A 16,433-nucleotide genomic window follows, 5' to 3' on the forward strand; every position below is an offset into this window, starting at 1 on the left:
AGTGTCGGCTTAGTCTTTGCCCAGGTATTCATCTTTCAACTTCACGTAGTTGCCCGCAGTGTAGGCAAAGAAGCTTTTTTCCTTGTCAGACAGCGGACGTGCCTGCCTGGCCGGGGAGCCTACATACAGGTAACCACTTTCCAGGCGTTTTCCCGGCGGCACCAGCGCACCGGCCGCCAGTACCACTTCGTCTTCAATCACCGCGCCATCGAGAACGATGGCACCAATGCCAATCAACACGCGGCTACCGACGGTGCAGCCATGCAGGCACGCCTTGTGGCCGATGGTGACATCGTCACCAATGGTCAGTGGCCAACCGCCCTCGTTGAAGTCACTGGCGTGGGTGATGTGCAGCACAGAGCCGTCCTGCACACTGGTGCGGGCGCCTATGCGCACGCGGTGCATGTCGCCGCGCACCACTGCCATGGGCCATACGGAACTGTCGTTGCCCAGCTCCACGTCACCAATCACACAGCTCTGCGGGTCGATAAATACGCGCTCGCCAAGATTTGGCGTATGGCCGCGGTGTTCGCGCAGGTGTTCTGGTTTAGAAGTATGGGGTAAATCCGGCTTGGGCAAGGCTGACCTCCGCTTGGGCAATCCACTAGAATAGGGGGCATATGTTAACCCGTCCCCGCGTTCATCGCCCCTGTGATGGCCGCCCATCGACAAGGAATTCCGATGCCAGATTCTTCCCTCGACAACCCGTTGCTGGGTGCACCGGTACTGCCGCCGTTCGACACGGTGAAACCCTTGCATGCGGAGCCTGCCGTCAGCACGCTGATCGTCAACTGTCGCGAACAGCTGCGATCCTGCCTGAAAAGTGCCGGAGATAGCCCCACCTGGGACGACACCATGGCGCCGTTGGAGGAGGCTCAGGACCACTTGAGCAAGGCCTTTTCGCCGGTATCGCACCTGAACAGTGTGTTGAGTGGCGACTGGCGCCAGCCTTACGAAGAGTGCCTGGCCAAGGTGACCGAGTACTGGACCGAACTGGGACAGAACCCGGAACTGTATGCCGCCTACCGCGCCCTGGCCAAAGCGGAAGACTTTGCCAGCTGGCCGCAGGCCCGGCAGCAGGCAGTGCGCCACGGTTTGCGCGATATGCATCTGGGCGGGGTGAGTCTCGAGGGTGAAAAGCGCACGCGCTACGCCGCGATCAGCAAGCGCCTCGCGGAACTGAAAAGCACCTTCGCCAACAACGTACTGGACGCCACCAATGCGTGGACGCTGAATATCACCGATGAATCCGAACTGGCGGGTATCCCGGATTCTGCGCTGGCCCAGGCCAGGACGTTGGCGGAGGCGAAGAACCTGTCGGGCTGGTTGCTCACCCTGGACGGCCCCTGTTTCCTGGCGGTGATGACCCACGCGGAAAATCGCGATCTGCGCCATCGCGTGCACTTCGCGTTTATCACGCGAGCGTCCGATGTCGGTCCCAATGCGGGTGAATTTGACAACGCAAATGTAATGGCAGAAATTCTCGCGTTGCGCGCCGAACAGGCGCATCTGCTGGGCATGCAAAATTACGCAGAACGCTCCCTGGCCAGTAAGATGGCCGGCTCCACCGCAGAGGTGGAAGCCTTCCTGCGCGACCTGGCCAAGCGTGCCAAGCCGGCGGCGGTGAAAGAATTTGCCGAGCTGCAGACGTTTGCAACTGGCGAACTGGGACTTGATACGCTGCACCCCTGGGATGTGGCCTGGGCCGCGGAGAAACTCAAGCAATCCCGCTACGCCGTCAGTCAGGAAGAGTTGCGCCCTTATTTCCCCTACCCAAAAGTACTCGCTGGTATGTTTGCGGTGGTGGAAAAACTCTTTGGTGTGGTCGCGCAACGCGATGACACCATTCCCACCTATCATCCCGACGTCCATTTCTATTGGTTAAAGCGCGGTGATGAACCCATCGCCGGGTTTTATCTGGATCCCTATGCGCGTGAGAAAAAACGCGGTGGGGCCTGGATGGACGACGCCCGCGTGCGCCGCCAGACCATGGCCGGCCTGCAGTTGCCGGTGGCCTATCTGGTCTGCAACTTTTCCTCGCCGTCGCAGGATGCCCCCGCGCTGCTGACGCACTACGAAGTCACCACCCTGTTCCATGAGTTCGGCCACGGCTTGCACCATATGTTGACGCGGGTTGATGTGGCCGCGGTTTCCGGGATCAACGGTGTGGCCTGGGATGCGGTGGAGTTGCCCAGCCAGTTTCTTGAAAACTGGTGCTGGGAACCGCAGGCACTGGCGATGATTTCCGGTCACTACGACACCGGTGAGCCGCTGCCGCAGGTGTTACTGGATAAGATGCTGGCGGCGAAGAACTTCCAGTCGGCGATGTTTACCGTGCGCCAGCTGGAATTTGCGCTGTTCGATTTTCTGCTGCATTCACGTCCGGAGGGTGCCAATGCGGAGGAGATCCAACGTTTGATCAATGAGGTGCGTGCGCAGGTATCGGTAGTACCGGTTTCTCCGGAAAACCGCTTCCAGAACAGCTTCAGCCATATCTTTGCCGGAGGCTATGCGGCGGGTTATTACAGTTACAAGTGGGCGGAAGTGCTCAGTGCCGATGCCTTCTCGCTGTTTGAAGAAAACGGCATTTTTGATCCACAGACCGGCGAAAAATTTCTGACCACGGTGCTGGAGCAGGGAGGCAGTCGCGATGCGCAGGAGATTTTTGTGGCGTTTCGTGGCCGAGCACCGAAAATAGACGCACTATTGCGTCACTCGGGTATAGAATAGCCCACTATAGATAGAGGTATCCCGTGAGCGACGAAACCAACAAGCCCACCAAACGCCGGTTTATTGCCGGCGCAGTTTGTCCGCGCTGTAGTGAAATGGACAAGATCGTCAATTACAAATTGGGCGAAAAGAATTATCGTGAATGTGTGGCCTGCGGTTTCAAAGATGAAATTCGACTGCAAGCCTCGGTTCGGGAATTGGACACCCGGGTCAATCAAACCGAAGACAGGGAAGTGGAAGAAACGACGGTGAAGATTTTGTTGCCGCCGTCTGAAAAAAAATAACCAAAAAACGATTTCCACTTGAAAAAGCTCCTCTTCCTGGCCGTCGTAGCGATCGGTCTCGTTATCGCTGGCCTTTACTGGCTCGACCATCAGCGCCAAGTGCGCGAACAGCAGCAGGAAATGACTGCGCACCTGATTACCCGTTGTGTGAATCAGGGGCTGTTGTCGCTGTTTGTACTGCAAAATAATGACTGGGCGCAGCAGCCCAAGCTGCTGGATGTCGAGACCCGCCGGTTAAAACAACAGACTCGCGCCCTGCCCGATGCCATCCTGGTTGGTAAACCCTTCGCCGACTGGCAAGCTGCGCTTAACGTATGTGATCGCCTGACGGAAAACAGCAATCGACAGCATAAAACGATTTTCCGTCCACTTGCGGATATGGCGAAGAAAGATATCTGGGCGCTCAGTACCGCCAAGAGTGAACCCTTCCAAGAGCGGCGTAAAAAAGCCATTTATCGCAGTAAAACCGCCGCCCAGGCGGCAGACCAGTACATGCAGGAACTGGAGGTGGACGTAAAGCACTGGCTCGACGTCAGTCGTATATCACCCGAGGCGCGCGCGCTTGCCGACCAGCAGTTACAAGAGTTTATTTTCCAGAAGTATCGCAAAGGACGTTTTAGCAAGCGCCGTGTTTTACAGTATCTGGAGCGCCAGGAAGCCTTCTATCAACTACTCACCGAGAACGCCAAAGGCTTTAGCCTGCGCGGTGGCAGTCTGTTTTTTTACAATAAAACGTTGCATCGCAAGGTGGACGACCTGAATCGCTCCTTGATGCATGGTGAGGTCGATTTTTTTGCCAGCTGGCGGCAAATCGTAACGCAGTGACGGGAGCGATAACGGTGGGCAGTATCTTAACTTATCGCTGCGAGAGCATGTTGCCCATCGATAAAGTGCCCGCGAAAGCGATAGCGGGCCAATGCGCGGGTGCGGATAGTTAGTGGGATAAGTCCACTGGGCGATCGATTGATGGGCCGCGTAATTCAATTTGCATGTGCTTGGCAAAATCTGGCCACTGGCCGGGCACATCGTCGAAGCGCTGTTTATACAAAATCATCGATATCAGGTGTTCTGGGTCCAGTTCCGCGGGCTCGAAGCGCTGCAGTAAAATATCGGCTAGCCCGTCAAGCTGACATGCCAGGCTCTCTCCCAGCAATTCCCGCACCACCAGGTTGGCTACCATCGGATCCATGGGCAATAGCGGGGTACCGCATACCGGCTGCAACACATCATTGATCTCTTCCATGATGCGATGTGCGAGATAGGCTTCGTCGAGAATCGATCCAAGCCCATGCTGTTCCGGCTGGCGTTCGGGGATTTCGCTAAAGCTGTGTGTGATCAGCTCCTGCACCGGATGAAAATCCATACCGCCGGCGTCGCACAGCGCCTGCAGGCGCTGCAGCCAAACTGGAATAACCTGGATATAGCGAATCACGAAGCAGGTGAGATGCAGCGGCGCATCCCGCGCGGGCAGGTGGATGCTGCGATGCAGGTTGGGCAGGGCTTTATGCAGTGAATGGCGGAAGCGACTGCGGGCCTGCTCGGCGGCTACAGCTCGCTCAATGCACTGCTGGATCAGTTCATAGTGGTCAGACATACGTCGAAACGAAAACGGCGAAACCGCTTCCCCGTCTCATTGCCCACTTATTTCTCCCGGACCGCAAGGCCTGGACTGCTCCACAAACAGAGCAAACAAAATATGTGTGCAAGACTGCCTAACGAAGGATGAGGATCCCGTTTCGTAGCTCCAATTACAGCCAATAATTCTTTTTAGTGTAGTGGTAAAAGTAGACCAATAATCCGATCGAGCGTGCGATAAACCACAAAAATAAGCTGAACCAGATGCCAGTGTTGTCCAGGTGGCGCGTTAGCCACCAGCATGGCAAGAACACCATCACAGTGGCGATGAACATGGTGTCACGCATCTGTCGGCTCTTGCCTGCACCGATGAAAACCCCGTCCAGTTGATAGCTCCACACAGCGACCATGGGCAGTGCACATAGCCAGGGGTAGTACGCGGTTGCCGCCGACAATACCGCGGGGATGTCGGTAAACAGCGGCAGGATCCAATACCGTCCGGAAACCAGTATCGCGGTGATCCCGATGGCAGTAGCCAGCGCCAGGGTACCTGCGGCGCGATTGGTACGGCGGAACTGGGCCATCGATTGTCTCGCGACAGACTGGCCCACCAATGACTCGGTTGCGTGGGCAAATCCGTCCAGCGCATAGGATGTCATCATCAGCAGCTGGAGCAGGATCGCATTTGCCGCGAGCACAGTATCTCCCTGCGCCGCGCCCTGCGCGGTGAAAAAGGTGAGGGTAAACAGCAGCAGGCAGGTGCGGATGAACAGGTCACTGTTGATACGCAACAGTTCGAGCCACGGGGCAATGTTTTGCCATGGCCAGAAGGCCGTATTGCGTAAAACTACGGCCATTTCCTGCGGCGCATCACCATGGCGCAGGCGCAGCAGCCACCATCCCATGCCGAAGCTGCACAGGTCTGCGCACACCGATGCCCAGGCCGCGCCGCGGGCGCCCATGCCTAGGCCGAGAATCAACACCAGGTCCAGCACAATATTCAGTAAGTTGGCGGTCACCAGGATCGCCAGCGGTGCGCGACTATCCTGGCGGCCAATAAAAAACCCCAGCAGTGCGAAATTGGCGAGGGCAATGGGCGCACTGAGCAAACGGATTTGCAGGTAGTCCCGCGCATGCGGGGTCGCGTCGACACTGGCGTTCATCCACTGGGTAACAAACGGCAGTAGTGGCGAGGCCAGTAGCAACAGCAGGGTGCCGAGTAAAAAGGCCAGGCCGAGCGCGCGCAGAAGCCAGACTGCACCGCTGTCGCTGGAGCGGGCCACCAAACTGGTGGTACCCATGCGCAAAAAGCCGAATGCCCACAGCAGCATGGAAATCACACTGGCACCGATGGCGACTCCGGAAAGGTATTCCGGGCTGGGCAGGTGACCGAGCACGGCCGTGTCCACTGCACCCAGCAAAGGCACCGTAATGTTGCTCAGAATCATGGGCCAGGCCAGGTGCCAGACGCGCAGATATGGGGCTAAATGACGGCGCCTCGAGACGCTGGTCTGCGCCGATGAATTTTTCATGTAAGTTGGCGTTTTAATTGACTTTGTTCTGGCGATGTGTTTCTGTTGAACACGCTAGATGCGACAAAAAGACACAGGTTGTTGGTTGTACCTTCCGGGCGACGACATCTGAAGTAAAAATAACAAGTTGCACTGACGGCAGTATCGCGCAGTCGAGGTCATCGCCCGGTGTGCGAACAGTGTATGTAGTCTTGGTTTACTACAGCGTGTCCACATGCTTAATGTGTGGATGTGTTCCCGATCTCGTGGTCGGGGCAGACTCCAGTCTTCCGAACAGCCAGCCGCTGTTTACGGTTTCGCTTATATGTGGCTTTTCGCGCCGCGATCGCGCTCGGGTATTTTCCCGTGCGTCAGGGTCGCTGCCGGGCAGCCCCGTGAGTGATCCGCGAGAATAACAAACATGGAGATCTGCAGGCGATGTTGATGGGCATAAAACGGCTGTTCGCCTTCCTGACCCTAGCGACCATTGCTCCCGGCATTTTTGCGCAGCAAACAGCGCAAGATGCGGAAGAGGAGGTAGCACGCTGGGGGGTCAATATGACCCAAGGGGTAACCGAAGTTTCCCGTACCACTTACGATTTGCACATGCTGATCTTCTGGATCTGCGTGGCGATCGGCGTCGTGGTATTCGGCGTGATGTTTTACAGTATGTGGCGTCACCGCAAGAGCAAGGGATACCAGGCTGCACAGTTTCACGAGAGCACATTGGTGGAGCTGGCCTGGACAATCGTCCCCACCCTGATCCTGATCGGCATGGCGATACCCGCCACCAAAACCCTGTACGATATCTACGACACCAAGGAAGCCGATCTGGACATCATGATCACCGGCTACCAGTGGAAGTGGAAATACGACTACATGGGTTCCGATGTTTCCTTCTTCTCCAACCTCTCCACCCCGCAGTCGCAAATCAACAATCAGCAGCCGAAAGCAGCCAATTACCTCCTCGAGGTAGATGAGCCGCTGGTGGTGCCGATTAATAAAAAAATCCGCTTCCTGATTACGGCAAATGACGTAATCCACGCGTGGTGGGTGCCCGACCTGGCAGTGAAGAAAGATGCGATTCCCGGATTTGTGAACGAATCCTGGACGCGCATTGAAGAGCCCGGCATTTACCGCGGCCAGTGTGCGGAGCTGTGCGGTAAGGACCACGGATTTATGCCCATTGTGGTCAAGGCGGTGCCGGAAGATGAATACCATTCCTGGTTGAACGACCGCGCTGCCGCCGCTGCGCGCATCAAAGAACTCACCAATAAAACCTTCACGTTTGACGAGCTCTACGCCCGTGGCGAGGAGATCTACAAAAGTGCGTGTGTCGCCTGTCACCAGGCCAAGGGTGAGGGTATCCCCGGTACCTTCCCAGCCATCGCCGGTTCCAAGATTGCCACCGGTCCGATGGACGCCCATATGAGCATGGTTGTGGATGGCTCCCCGAGCAATCCCGCGATGCAGGCGTTTGGCGCACAGCTGAGTGAAGTGGATCTGGCCGCGGTCATCACCTATCAGCGCAGTGCCTTCGGCAACAATATGGGCGACACCGTGCAGCCCATTGACGTTCTCAATTTCAAGAATAAGTAAGTAAGAGCCGAGAGGAGTTTAGTTATGGCACACGGTCCGAAACCCGGTTTTACCCGCTGGCTCTACACCACGAACCACAAAGACATCGGTTCGATGTACCTGTGGTTCAGTTTTGCGATGTTCCTGCTAGGCGGTTGTATGGCGCTGGTAATCCGCGCCGAATTGTTCCAGCCCGGACTGCAGATTGTGCAGCCCGGTTTCTTTAACCAGATGACCACCATGCATGGCCTAATCATGGTGTTCGGTGCAGTGATGCCCGCCTTTGTGGGGCTTGCCAACTGGATGGTGCCGATGATGATCGGCGCACCGGATATGGCCCTGCCGCGGATGAATAACTGGAGCTTCTGGATTCTGCCGTTCGCGTTCGCAATGCTGGTATCCACGCTGTTTATGGAAGGGGGCGCGCCCGATTTCGGCTGGACCTTCTACGCACCGCTCTCCACCGAGTACGCGCCGCCCAGCGTGACCTTCTTTATCTTTGCCGTGCACATCATGGGTGCCTCATCCATCATGGGCGCGATCAATATCGTGGCCACGATTCTGAATATGCGCGCACCGGGCATGACCCTGATGAAGATGCCGCTGTTCGTGTGGACCTGGTTGATTACCGCTTACCTGCTGATCGCGGTAATGCCGGTACTGGCCGGTGTGGTCACCATGATGTTGATGGATATCCACTTCGGTACCAGCTTCTTCAGCGCCGCTGGTGGTGGTGACCCGGTACTGTTCCAGCATGTGTTCTGGTTCTTCGGCCACCCCGAGGTGTACATCATGATCCTGCCGGCATTCGGCATTGTGTCGGCGATTATTCCCACTTTTGCGCGCAAGCCGCTGTTCGGATACAGCTCCATGGTGTACGCCACCGCAAGTATCGCGTTCCTCAGCTTTATCGTGTGGGCGCACCACATGTTTACCGTGGGCATGCCCATCGCCGGTGAGCTGTTCTTTATGTACGCCACTATGCTGATCGCGGTACCCACCGGCGTGAAGGTGTTCAACTGGGTGACGACCATGTTCCGGGGCTCGATGACCTTCGAGACCCCAATGTTGTTCTCCATTGCCTTCGTGATTCTGTTTACCATTGGCGGCTTCTCCGGCCTGATGCTGGCCATCGCACCGGCGGACTTCCAGTACCACGATACCTACTTCGTTGTGGCGCACTTCCACTACGTGCTGGTGCCCGGTGCCATCTTCTCGATCACCGCGGGCGTTTACTACTGGCTGCCGAAGTGGACCGGCAACATGTACAACGAGTCCATGGGTAAAGTGCATTTCTGGCTCGCCTTTGTCGGCCTGAATGTCACCTTCTTCCCGATGCACTTTGTTGGCCTGGCCGGCATGCCGCGCCGAATTCCCGACTACGCACTGCAGTTTGCGGACTTTAACCAGATTGCCAGCGTGGGCGCCTTCCTGTTTGGTGCCGCGCAGATCTTGTTCCTGTTCAACGTGATCCGCACCGTACGCGGTGGCAAGAAGGCGACCGATGAAGTTTGGGAAAACCCGGAAGGGCTGGAGTGGAGCGTGCCGTCGCCGGCGCCGTACCACACTTTCAGCACGCCACCGGTCGTACGTTAATCCGGTATTGAGAGGGCTGGCATCATGGCACTGAGCGCAAATGCAAAAACCACAGCCAAGTTAACGACACTGGCGGTCGGCATGCTCGGCTTTGCGTTGTTCATCATGCCCCCTCTCTACGACGCCTTCTGTGAAATAACCGGTCTGAATGGCAAAACCGGTGGTCGCTACGAAGCGGTGCCGGCTGCGGTCGATACAGGGCGCACGGTCAAAGTTCAGTTTGTGGCGAGCAACAATGAAAATATGCCATGGGAATTTAAACCGGGCATGGTGGAAATTCGCGTGCATCCGGGTGAGGCGGTAGATACCGTGTTTCACGCACGCAATCCCACCGACCGCGAAATGATCGGCCAGGCCATTCCCAGTCTGGTGCCGTTCAAGGCCGCCAACTATTTTCACAAGACCGAGTGCTTCTGCTTCAACCAGCAATCACTTGCCGCTGGCGAAACTGCGGAATTGGGACTGCGCTTTATCGTCGACCCAGATCTGCCCGCCGGGGTGAACACCATTACGCTTTCCTACACGCTGTTTGATGTCACGGAAAGATTTGCCAAACAAGCGAACAACAAAAATACCGACTCCGAGCGAGAGGGATAAAAAACTATGGCCACTGAAAGCAGCTACTATGTGCCCGAGCAGTCCCGGCTGCCAATCTTTGCCACCATCGGCATCTTCCTGATGGCATTCGGCGCCGCCACATGGATTAACGGCGGCAGCTCCTATATTTTCTTTGCCGGCAGCCTCGCGATGGCCACCGTATTGTGGTTCTGGTTTGCCGCGGTAATTAAAGAAAATATGCAGGGGCTCAATAGCGATCAGCTCAAGCGCTCGTACGTGTGGGGTATGGGCTGGTTTATTTTTTCCGAGGTCATGTTCTTTGCCGCTTTCTTTGGTGCGCTGTATTACATTCGCACCTTTACCCTGCCGTGGCTTGGCGGCGAAGGGGACCGCGGTTCCTCGAACATGCTGTGGGAAGGTTTTCAGAATACCTGGCCGCTGATGGTAACCCCGGAACAGGCCGTAAGTGGTGATGCGGCGAAAGTGGTCGGCCCCAAGGGCATCATCGATCCTTGGCACCTGCCATTAATCAATACCGTGCTGCTGCTCGCTTCCAGCGTCACCGTGCACATTGCCCATGTGTACCTGAAAAAGGGTAATCGCAAGGGCTTTAACGGCTGGCTGACTGCTACCGTGGCGCTCGGCGGGGCCTTCCTGTTTTTCCAAATCGAGGAATACCTGGAAGCCTACCAGCACCTGGGCCTGACCCTGGAATCTGGCATCTACGGCACCACCTTCTTTATGCTGACCGGTTTCCACGGTGCGCATGTAACGCTCGGCACCATTATGTTGCTGATTATGCTATTGCGCTCGGTAATCGCGAATCACTTCAAGCCGGACGATCACTTTGGCTTTGAAGCGGCCACTTGGTACTGGCACTTCGTGGATGTGGTGTGGGTCGGTCTGTTTATCTTCGTTTACGTGCTGGGCGCCTAACGAAAAATCAGGAGTGGGTAGCGTGTACTACCCACTCCCTCACTGAATCAGTATTTATTTGCCCAGGGTGCGGTGTTGGACAGGATTCCACTATCAAAGCCGTACCAGATTGCTGCCAGCAACAGGGCAGCGAGCGAGATGCGAATGCCCAGCGCGTAAAGGGTTCGTTTTGATTCCGGCGCGCCCATGTCGCGCAGCAGAAAAAAGAGTGCACTGGTCAGGCTGGCCAGTACCGCGAGAAACAACAACACAATTATTGCTTTAAGCCACATAACAAACGCCACTTATTGAAGTATTTATTGGCATGACAGCTCCCAAAAAATCGCAGCAACAACGCGATCAGGCAGTACAGACCGGGAACTCCGCCCATTCCGCGCACTTGGCAAAAAGCCAGGATCCTGCAGCGCGGGAGGCCAGTGTAGCATTTATCCGCAACTGGCCACTGACGGTTCTGAGTTTATGTTTTTTCCCCCTGCTGCTCGGGTTGGGTAACTGGCAGCTGCAGCGGGCGGCAGAAAAACAGCATATCCAGCAGCAGGTCGACGCACGTCTCAGTGCGCAGCCCATCAAAATTTCTGACCTAAAAGTCCCCACAACTTATACCCCGGTGCGCCTGCTGGGCTTTTATACCGATGAATATTTTCTTTTAGACAACCGCACGCGTAATGGTCGCGTCGGTTACGAGGTGCTGCAGGTGTTTGAAACCGGCAGCGGCGGTGCAGAAAAGGCACGCTGGCTGATTAATCGAGGATGGATACCGGCAAACAGTCACCGCGACCAGCTGCCGCAAGTATCCTACCCATTGGCGGCCAAGGTAATTACCGGTTTTCTCTACCCGAATGGCAAGTCCAACGCGGACGCCGCTGCTCCAGCGGCCGTTGCGGTCCATGGCCGTATTCAGTCACTGGCGCAGTTGCGGGCACTTGGCTCTGGATTGCAACAAGCGGACTGGCATATTCGCTTGAGCGCAGATTCCGATACCGCGCTACTTACCGAATGGAATTTGTTGACTACCAGTCCGGCCAAGCATACGGGCTACGCAGTACAGTGGTTCGCCATGGCTCTCGCCCTGCTGGTGATGTGGCTGCTGGCTGCGACCAATCTGCGACAAATAGTGCGAGAAAAGTGGTTTAAATAAACACCAAAACAGACATAATCAACGCATAACAATAACGAGCACTCAATTGGACCAGTGTCCGGGTATGAGTGCGATAGCGAGGTACTCACGTGACTGAGCAAACCCAGATCGAAACTGAAGCACAGCCCGATTCTCGGCCTACGCCTGCAGCACCCGCGCAAAAGGGCGGCCTGAGTCGTTTCGCCGGCATGAGTGTCGTTGCCTCTGTGGCACTGCCGATGCTTGCGGCCTATATCATTTTTTACACCGGCGTGGGCATGCCTACGGATACGGTGAACCAGGGTGAGCTGCTCAGGCCAGCCCAGGACCTCGCTGAAATTAATCTACTGGCTGACGATGGCAATGCGGTTGACCTTGCGACGCAGGAGCCGAAGTGGCGCTACCTGATTGTTGGGGGAGAAGATTGTGCTGGAGAGTGTGAAAAGCTCCTCTATACCACCCGTCAGGTACATATCCGCCTGGGTGAGAAGTCTCGCCGTGTCGAGCGCCTGCTGGTTACGGGCGCGCCGCTGACGGAGTTGCGTCATCGGATTCTTGCCGATCAACATCCAAAGCTGAGGTTCACCACCAGCGACCAGCAAAAACTGGATGAATGGTTGGCAGACAGTGACCACGCACAATTGAAGCGGCCAAGTGCGCTGCTGGTGGATCAACAGGGCTACGCCATGATGGTGTATGACAACACCCACAACGGCAACCAGCTACTTAAGGATATCAAGCGGCTGCTGAAGTACTCCTACGAGAAGTAACGGGGACAGGAGAGAGCGATGGACGTGGAATCAGACATTACCGAGCTGAGAAAAAACTACAAACAGGACTGGCGCTTTCGCCTCGCCTTGATCGGCACCGGTCTCGCGGTGGTGGTAGTAGTGCTGGGCGCTTTTACCCGGCTTGCCGATGCCGGGCTGGGCTGTCCGGATTGGCCCGGCTGCTACGGTCACCTGCTGTGGCCCGACGAGCATCACGAAATTACGGCTGCGAATGCCGCTTTCCCGGATACTCCGGTAGAGACCGACAAGACCTGGCCGGAAATGGTGCATCGCTATTTCGCTGGGATGTTGATGCTGTTGGTGGCAGGTCTTACCTATTTATTCTGGCGGCGTCGCGGCCATCGTGGCTTTATCCAAAGCCACATCCTGTTCGGTCTGATTACGCTGCAAGCCGCCTTTGGTATGTGGACCGTGACCCTCAAGCTGTGGCCCCAGGTCGTGACCCTGCACCTGCTCGGGGGTATGGCGACCCTGTCGGTATTGTGGATGCTGTCCGAGCGCTTGCGCTATCGCAAACGGTTGATTCCCGCTCACGAGTTTACCGCACTGCAACGGTTGCGCCCGTTGGCGATAGCTGCCGTGGTGGTGGTCGGGTTGCAGATTGCCCTGGGGGGTTGGACGAGCTCGAACTATGCGGCGCTCGCGTGCCCGGATTTCCCCAAGTGCCATAACCAGTGGTGGCCCGCCGCAGACTTTGCCGAGGGATTCAATATTGCCCAACAAATTGGCCCGAATTACCTCGGCGGTGCCATGGAGAGCGATGCACGCACCGCCATTCACCTGACCCATCGCATCGGCGCGATTATCGTAACCCTGATTGTCAGCTTGCTGGCGATGCTCGCATGGCGCGCAGGCTCGCCGCGCTGGGCGCAAGGTTTGCTCGCCGTACTGGGCTTGCAGGTGGCGTTAGGTATTGCCAACGTAGTGATGCACCTGCCGCTTCCGATTGCCGTGGCTCACAATGCGGGTGCCGCATTGCTCCTGCTGAGCTTGCTGACCTTCTGTTATCGCATCAATACGGTACAGCCGGCAATAAAGCAGTATCCGTGACGAATATTCGAAGGGGATAAAGCAGAGGATTAAGTAGTACCTCTCGGTCGAACTGGTTGATTTGACGGGATGCCAAAAGCGGGCATCCCTGCCGCATAACAATGACAACGAGGTGGTAACCATGAGTACCCAGGCAGTACCCGTCCAACGCGCCAGCTGGCGCGATTACTATGAGCTCACCAAGCCGCGTGTGGTGATGCTGATGATTCTCACCTCGGTGATCGGCATGTTGCTGGCAGTACCTGGCATGGTGCCCCTGGACATACTGATACTCGGTAATCTGGGCATCGCCCTGTGTGCCGGCGGTGCCGCTGCGGTAAACCACCTGGTGGATCGCCAGATTGATATCAAGATGGCGCGCACCACCAACCGACCGGTGGCACGTGGTCGCGTGGAGCCGCAAAAGGCCCTGTTGTTTGCCATGCTCCTTGGGTGCGCGGGCATGGCAATTCTACTTGTGTTTGTAAATGCGCTGACCGCCTGGCTAACGCTGTTGTCTCTACTGGGTTACGCGGTGGTTTACACAATGTTTCTCAAGCGCGCGACGCCACAAAATATTGTGATTGGCGGCCTCGCCGGCGCGGCACCGCCGTTACTGGGTTGGGTTGCGGTAACCGGCGAGGTTCATGGTCACGGTCTGCTGCTGGCGCTGATTATTTTTGCCTGGACACCACCGCACTTCTGGGCGCTTGCCGTGCATCGTCGCGATGATTACGCCAAAGCGGAAATTCCCATGTTGCCGATTACCCATGGGGTGCAGTACACCAAAGTCCATATTTTGCTGTATACCTTTATTCTGCTCGCGGTCTCGCTGTTGCCATTTGCCACTGCCATGCTTGGCTGGCTGTACCTGCTGGGCGCGGTGGTACTGGGTATTGGTTTCCTGTACTGGGCGATAGAAATGTTGCGCGATCGCAATCCCAATGCGGGCATGGAAACCTTCAAGTACTCGATCATCTATTTGATGGCACTGTTCTGCATTATGTTGCTGGATCATTATCTGGTGGCGCTACCAACCAGTGGAGTCTGAGATGGGTGAGAATTCACAGCACACCGCCACGCAAAAGCGGGGAATAATTTTAACGGTAGGCGTTCTGGTTCTGTTTATGGTTGCGGTGATGGCCGGCTTCCTCAACAAAATGAATCAGCCGCGGGTAATTAGCGATGCCGAGTTGCGCCTGAATGGCGCAATCAAGCTGGAGCGTCCGCGTATTCTCGATGAGTTCGACTTGATTGCGGATACCGGCAATGCCTTTAAAACCACGCAACTCGAGGGGCGTTGGACACTGGTGTTTTTCGGCTTCACTCACTGCCCGGATGTGTGCCCGACCACCATGGCGACGCTGAATAATTTCTATCAGACGCTGGATGAAGAAACTCAGAAAACCACGGATGTTTTACTGGTTTCTGTAGACCCAACGCGAGATACCCCGGAACAACTACACGACTACGTGCGTTACTTTAATCCGGAGTTTGCCGGGGTAACTGGTGAGTTTCTGAATCTGAAGCGCTTTGCCAACCAGCTGAATGTCCCCTTTAACAAGGTCCCCCTGGACGATGGCAATTACACTGTCGACCACGGCTCGCAAGTAGTGTTGATTAATCCACGCGGTCACTACCATGGCTTTTTCAAGGCGCCGCTGGATCCTGCCAAAATGAAACTGACCTACCGCTCAATGCGAGCAACGTTTACCGGTTGAGGGGACGGGGTTCACTGAAGTGATTGATAACAGGCGCTACGATGGCGCCTGTTCCCATTCAGCTTATTGAAAATGGATTTTCTATGTTTTCTCTCAGTGTCCAACGGGGTGCGCCGGAAATTGCCGCGACCGAACCAGTTGACGGCAAAGCACTGTGGTTGCCCGCCGCATTTCTATGCTCTCTGGTAATCCCCTTCGGCTGGATTGGCGTGTTTGCGCCAGCGATCTGGCTCGGCCTGGTGGCGATGGAGAGTGCCCGCGGCTGGAAAAAGGCCGCTAGCTTTTTTATTACCGGCTTGCTGATGTTGTTGGTTAACAGCGGCTTAATTCCGGGCAATGAACACATATTGCTCATGGAACCCTACCGGGACGCATCCGCCAACCTGATTTACCCAAGCTTCCGTCCGGCCAAGGCGGTCATTGCGCTCACCATCGTGCTGTTTATGTTGGTGCGGCCGCAACCGCTGCACCGCAAAGACCTTCCCTGGATCGCCATTGTTGTCGCCGCACCCATTGCGCTGGGCGCTATGGTCCTCGATTTCCACCCGAAGCTCACTGCCACCATTGCGCTTGCCGCGCTGCTCAACTTTGTTGTGGTATGTATTGCCGAAGAGGGATTCTTTCGCTGGGTCCTCCAGCGCGGCTTGGGGTTATGGCTTGCCCGCTGGCCCTGGATCGCCACCGTTGTGGTGGGCCTGCTGTTTGTCTCCCTGCATACGGGGTGGGCGGCGTCACCGACGATGCTTGCACTGGTGGGTGTGGCCGGTTTCGGTTACGCACTACTGTGGCAACTGCGGGGTAGTTTCTGGGCATGTGTGCTTGCCCACTGGGGGGTCAACCTGCTGCATATGACCCTGCTCGCTTATCCAGGGTAACAGTCCAGGAGAGAGTCCAGGGAGAGAGTCCAGGGAGAGAATCCGGGATAAGCACTGCCGGAGGGCGCAAGCTACGCGTCGGTGAACTAACCTGAATAGACCGTTGTTTGGCGCGAAAGTCTGTGAAGCGAA

At 56.3% G+C, this 16,433-nt stretch carries 17 protein-coding genes; 13 read left to right on the forward strand and 4 right to left on the reverse strand.

Features of this window, described 5'->3' with window-relative positions; all coding sequences use genetic code 11:
• Positions 1–9: 9 nt before the first annotated feature.
• Entirely contained in the window at positions 10–579 is a 570-nt protein-coding gene (locus AS89_RS0104185) for a gamma carbonic anhydrase family protein (RefSeq protein WP_010131113.1), read from the reverse strand.
• A 102-nt stretch (positions 580–681) separates the two neighbouring features.
• Between AS89_RS0104185 and AS89_RS0104190 the strand changes: the two genes are divergently transcribed.
• Genes AS89_RS0104190 through AS89_RS0104200 form a run of 3 tightly spaced genes read left to right on the forward strand, consistent with a single transcriptional unit; the run spans position 682 to position 3,839 of the window.
• The gene (locus AS89_RS0104190; protein ID WP_010131114.1) at positions 682–2,730 is read left to right on the forward strand and encodes a M3 family metallopeptidase; all 2,049 of its coding nucleotides are present in this window, start codon (positions 682–684) and stop codon (positions 2,728–2,730) included.
• A gap of 23 nt (positions 2,731–2,753) precedes the next feature.
• Positions 2,754–3,014 carry a YheV family putative zinc ribbon protein gene (locus tag AS89_RS0104195; RefSeq protein ID WP_010131115.1) on the forward strand — a complete coding sequence of 87 codons (261 nt, stop codon included), beginning with the start codon at positions 2,754–2,756 and terminating at the stop codon, positions 3,012–3,014.
• Between the two features lie 18 nt (positions 3,015–3,032).
• Positions 3,033–3,839, forward strand: a complete 807-nt coding sequence (locus AS89_RS0104200) for a hypothetical protein (RefSeq protein ID WP_010131116.1) — start codon at positions 3,033–3,035, stop codon at positions 3,837–3,839.
• Positions 3,840–3,948: 109 nt separating this feature from the next.
• Here AS89_RS0104200 and AS89_RS16860 read toward each other — a convergent pair whose 3' ends face one another.
• Both AS89_RS16860 and AS89_RS0104210 read right to left on the reverse strand, forming a co-directional pair.
• On the reverse strand, positions 3,949–4,608 hold the full coding sequence (locus AS89_RS16860) for a hypothetical protein (protein WP_010131117.1): 660 nt from the start codon (positions 4,606–4,608) through the stop codon (positions 3,949–3,951).
• A gap of 154 nt (positions 4,609–4,762) precedes the next feature.
• Positions 4,763–6,037 (reverse strand): MATE family efflux transporter, encoded by a 1,275-nt coding sequence (locus AS89_RS0104210; RefSeq protein ID WP_010131118.1) that lies wholly within the window; start codon positions 6,035–6,037, stop codon positions 4,763–4,765.
• Between the two features lie 501 nt (positions 6,038–6,538).
• Here AS89_RS0104210 and coxB point away from each other — a divergent pair.
• From coxB to AS89_RS0104230, 4 genes are read left to right on the forward strand one after another with little or no spacing between them, the layout of a single operon-like run.
• A complete protein-coding gene (gene coxB / locus AS89_RS0104215) occupies positions 6,539–7,699 on the forward strand; it encodes a cytochrome c oxidase subunit II (RefSeq protein WP_081475666.1) in 1,161 nt (386 codons plus the stop codon).
• 24 nt (positions 7,700–7,723) lie between these two features.
• On the forward strand, positions 7,724–9,274 hold the full coding sequence (gene ctaD / locus AS89_RS0104220; RefSeq protein ID WP_010131120.1) for a cytochrome c oxidase subunit I: 1,551 nt from the start codon (positions 7,724–7,726) through the stop codon (positions 9,272–9,274).
• Between the two features lie 24 nt (positions 9,275–9,298).
• Positions 9,299–9,871: a cytochrome c oxidase assembly protein gene (locus AS89_RS16865; RefSeq protein WP_010131122.1), complete on the forward strand. Its 573-nt coding sequence runs from the start codon at positions 9,299–9,301 to the stop codon at positions 9,869–9,871.
• 6 nt (positions 9,872–9,877) lie between these two features.
• Positions 9,878–10,768 (forward strand): cytochrome c oxidase subunit 3, encoded by an 891-nt coding sequence (locus tag AS89_RS0104230; protein WP_010131123.1) that lies wholly within the window; start codon positions 9,878–9,880, stop codon positions 10,766–10,768.
• Between the two features lie 47 nt (positions 10,769–10,815).
• On the opposite strand, the gene AS89_RS0104235 is transcribed toward AS89_RS0104230, so the two are convergent.
• Positions 10,816–11,040 carry a DUF2909 domain-containing protein gene (locus AS89_RS0104235; protein ID WP_010131124.1) on the reverse strand — a complete coding sequence of 75 codons (225 nt, stop codon included), beginning with the start codon at positions 11,038–11,040 and terminating at the stop codon, positions 10,816–10,818.
• A 32-nt stretch (positions 11,041–11,072) separates the two neighbouring features.
• Between AS89_RS0104235 and AS89_RS0104240 the strand changes: the two genes are divergently transcribed.
• The 6 genes from AS89_RS0104240 (at position 11,073) to AS89_RS18125 (ending at position 16,301) form a co-directional block, all read left to right on the forward strand.
• Positions 11,073–11,906, forward strand: a complete 834-nt coding sequence (locus AS89_RS0104240; RefSeq protein ID WP_010131125.1) for an SURF1 family protein — start codon at positions 11,073–11,075, stop codon at positions 11,904–11,906.
• A gap of 89 nt (positions 11,907–11,995) precedes the next feature.
• Positions 11,996–12,655, forward strand: coding sequence for a hypothetical protein (locus AS89_RS0104245; RefSeq protein ID WP_010131126.1), 660 nt, complete (start codon positions 11,996–11,998; stop codon positions 12,653–12,655).
• Between the two features lie 18 nt (positions 12,656–12,673).
• Positions 12,674–13,726 (forward strand): COX15/CtaA family protein, encoded by a 1,053-nt coding sequence (locus AS89_RS0104250; protein WP_010131127.1) that lies wholly within the window; start codon positions 12,674–12,676, stop codon positions 13,724–13,726.
• Between the two features lie 121 nt (positions 13,727–13,847).
• Positions 13,848–14,756 carry a heme o synthase gene (cyoE, locus tag AS89_RS0104255; RefSeq protein WP_010131128.1) on the forward strand — a complete coding sequence of 303 codons (909 nt, stop codon included), beginning with the start codon at positions 13,848–13,850 and terminating at the stop codon, positions 14,754–14,756.
• 1 nt (position 14,757) lies between these two features.
• Complete coding sequence (locus tag AS89_RS0104260) at positions 14,758–15,426, forward strand: SCO family protein (protein WP_010131130.1); 669 nt, start codon at positions 14,758–14,760, stop codon at positions 15,424–15,426.
• Between the two features lie 83 nt (positions 15,427–15,509).
• A complete protein-coding gene (locus AS89_RS18125) occupies positions 15,510–16,301 on the forward strand; it encodes a CPBP family intramembrane glutamic endopeptidase (protein WP_010131131.1) in 792 nt (263 codons plus the stop codon).
• The last annotated feature ends 132 nt before the right edge of the window (positions 16,302–16,433 follow it).

This window comes from Microbulbifer agarilyticus S89 (assembly GCF_000220505.1).
In the GTDB taxonomy this organism is placed as follows: domain Bacteria; phylum Pseudomonadota; class Gammaproteobacteria; order Pseudomonadales; family Cellvibrionaceae; genus Microbulbifer; species Microbulbifer agarilyticus_B.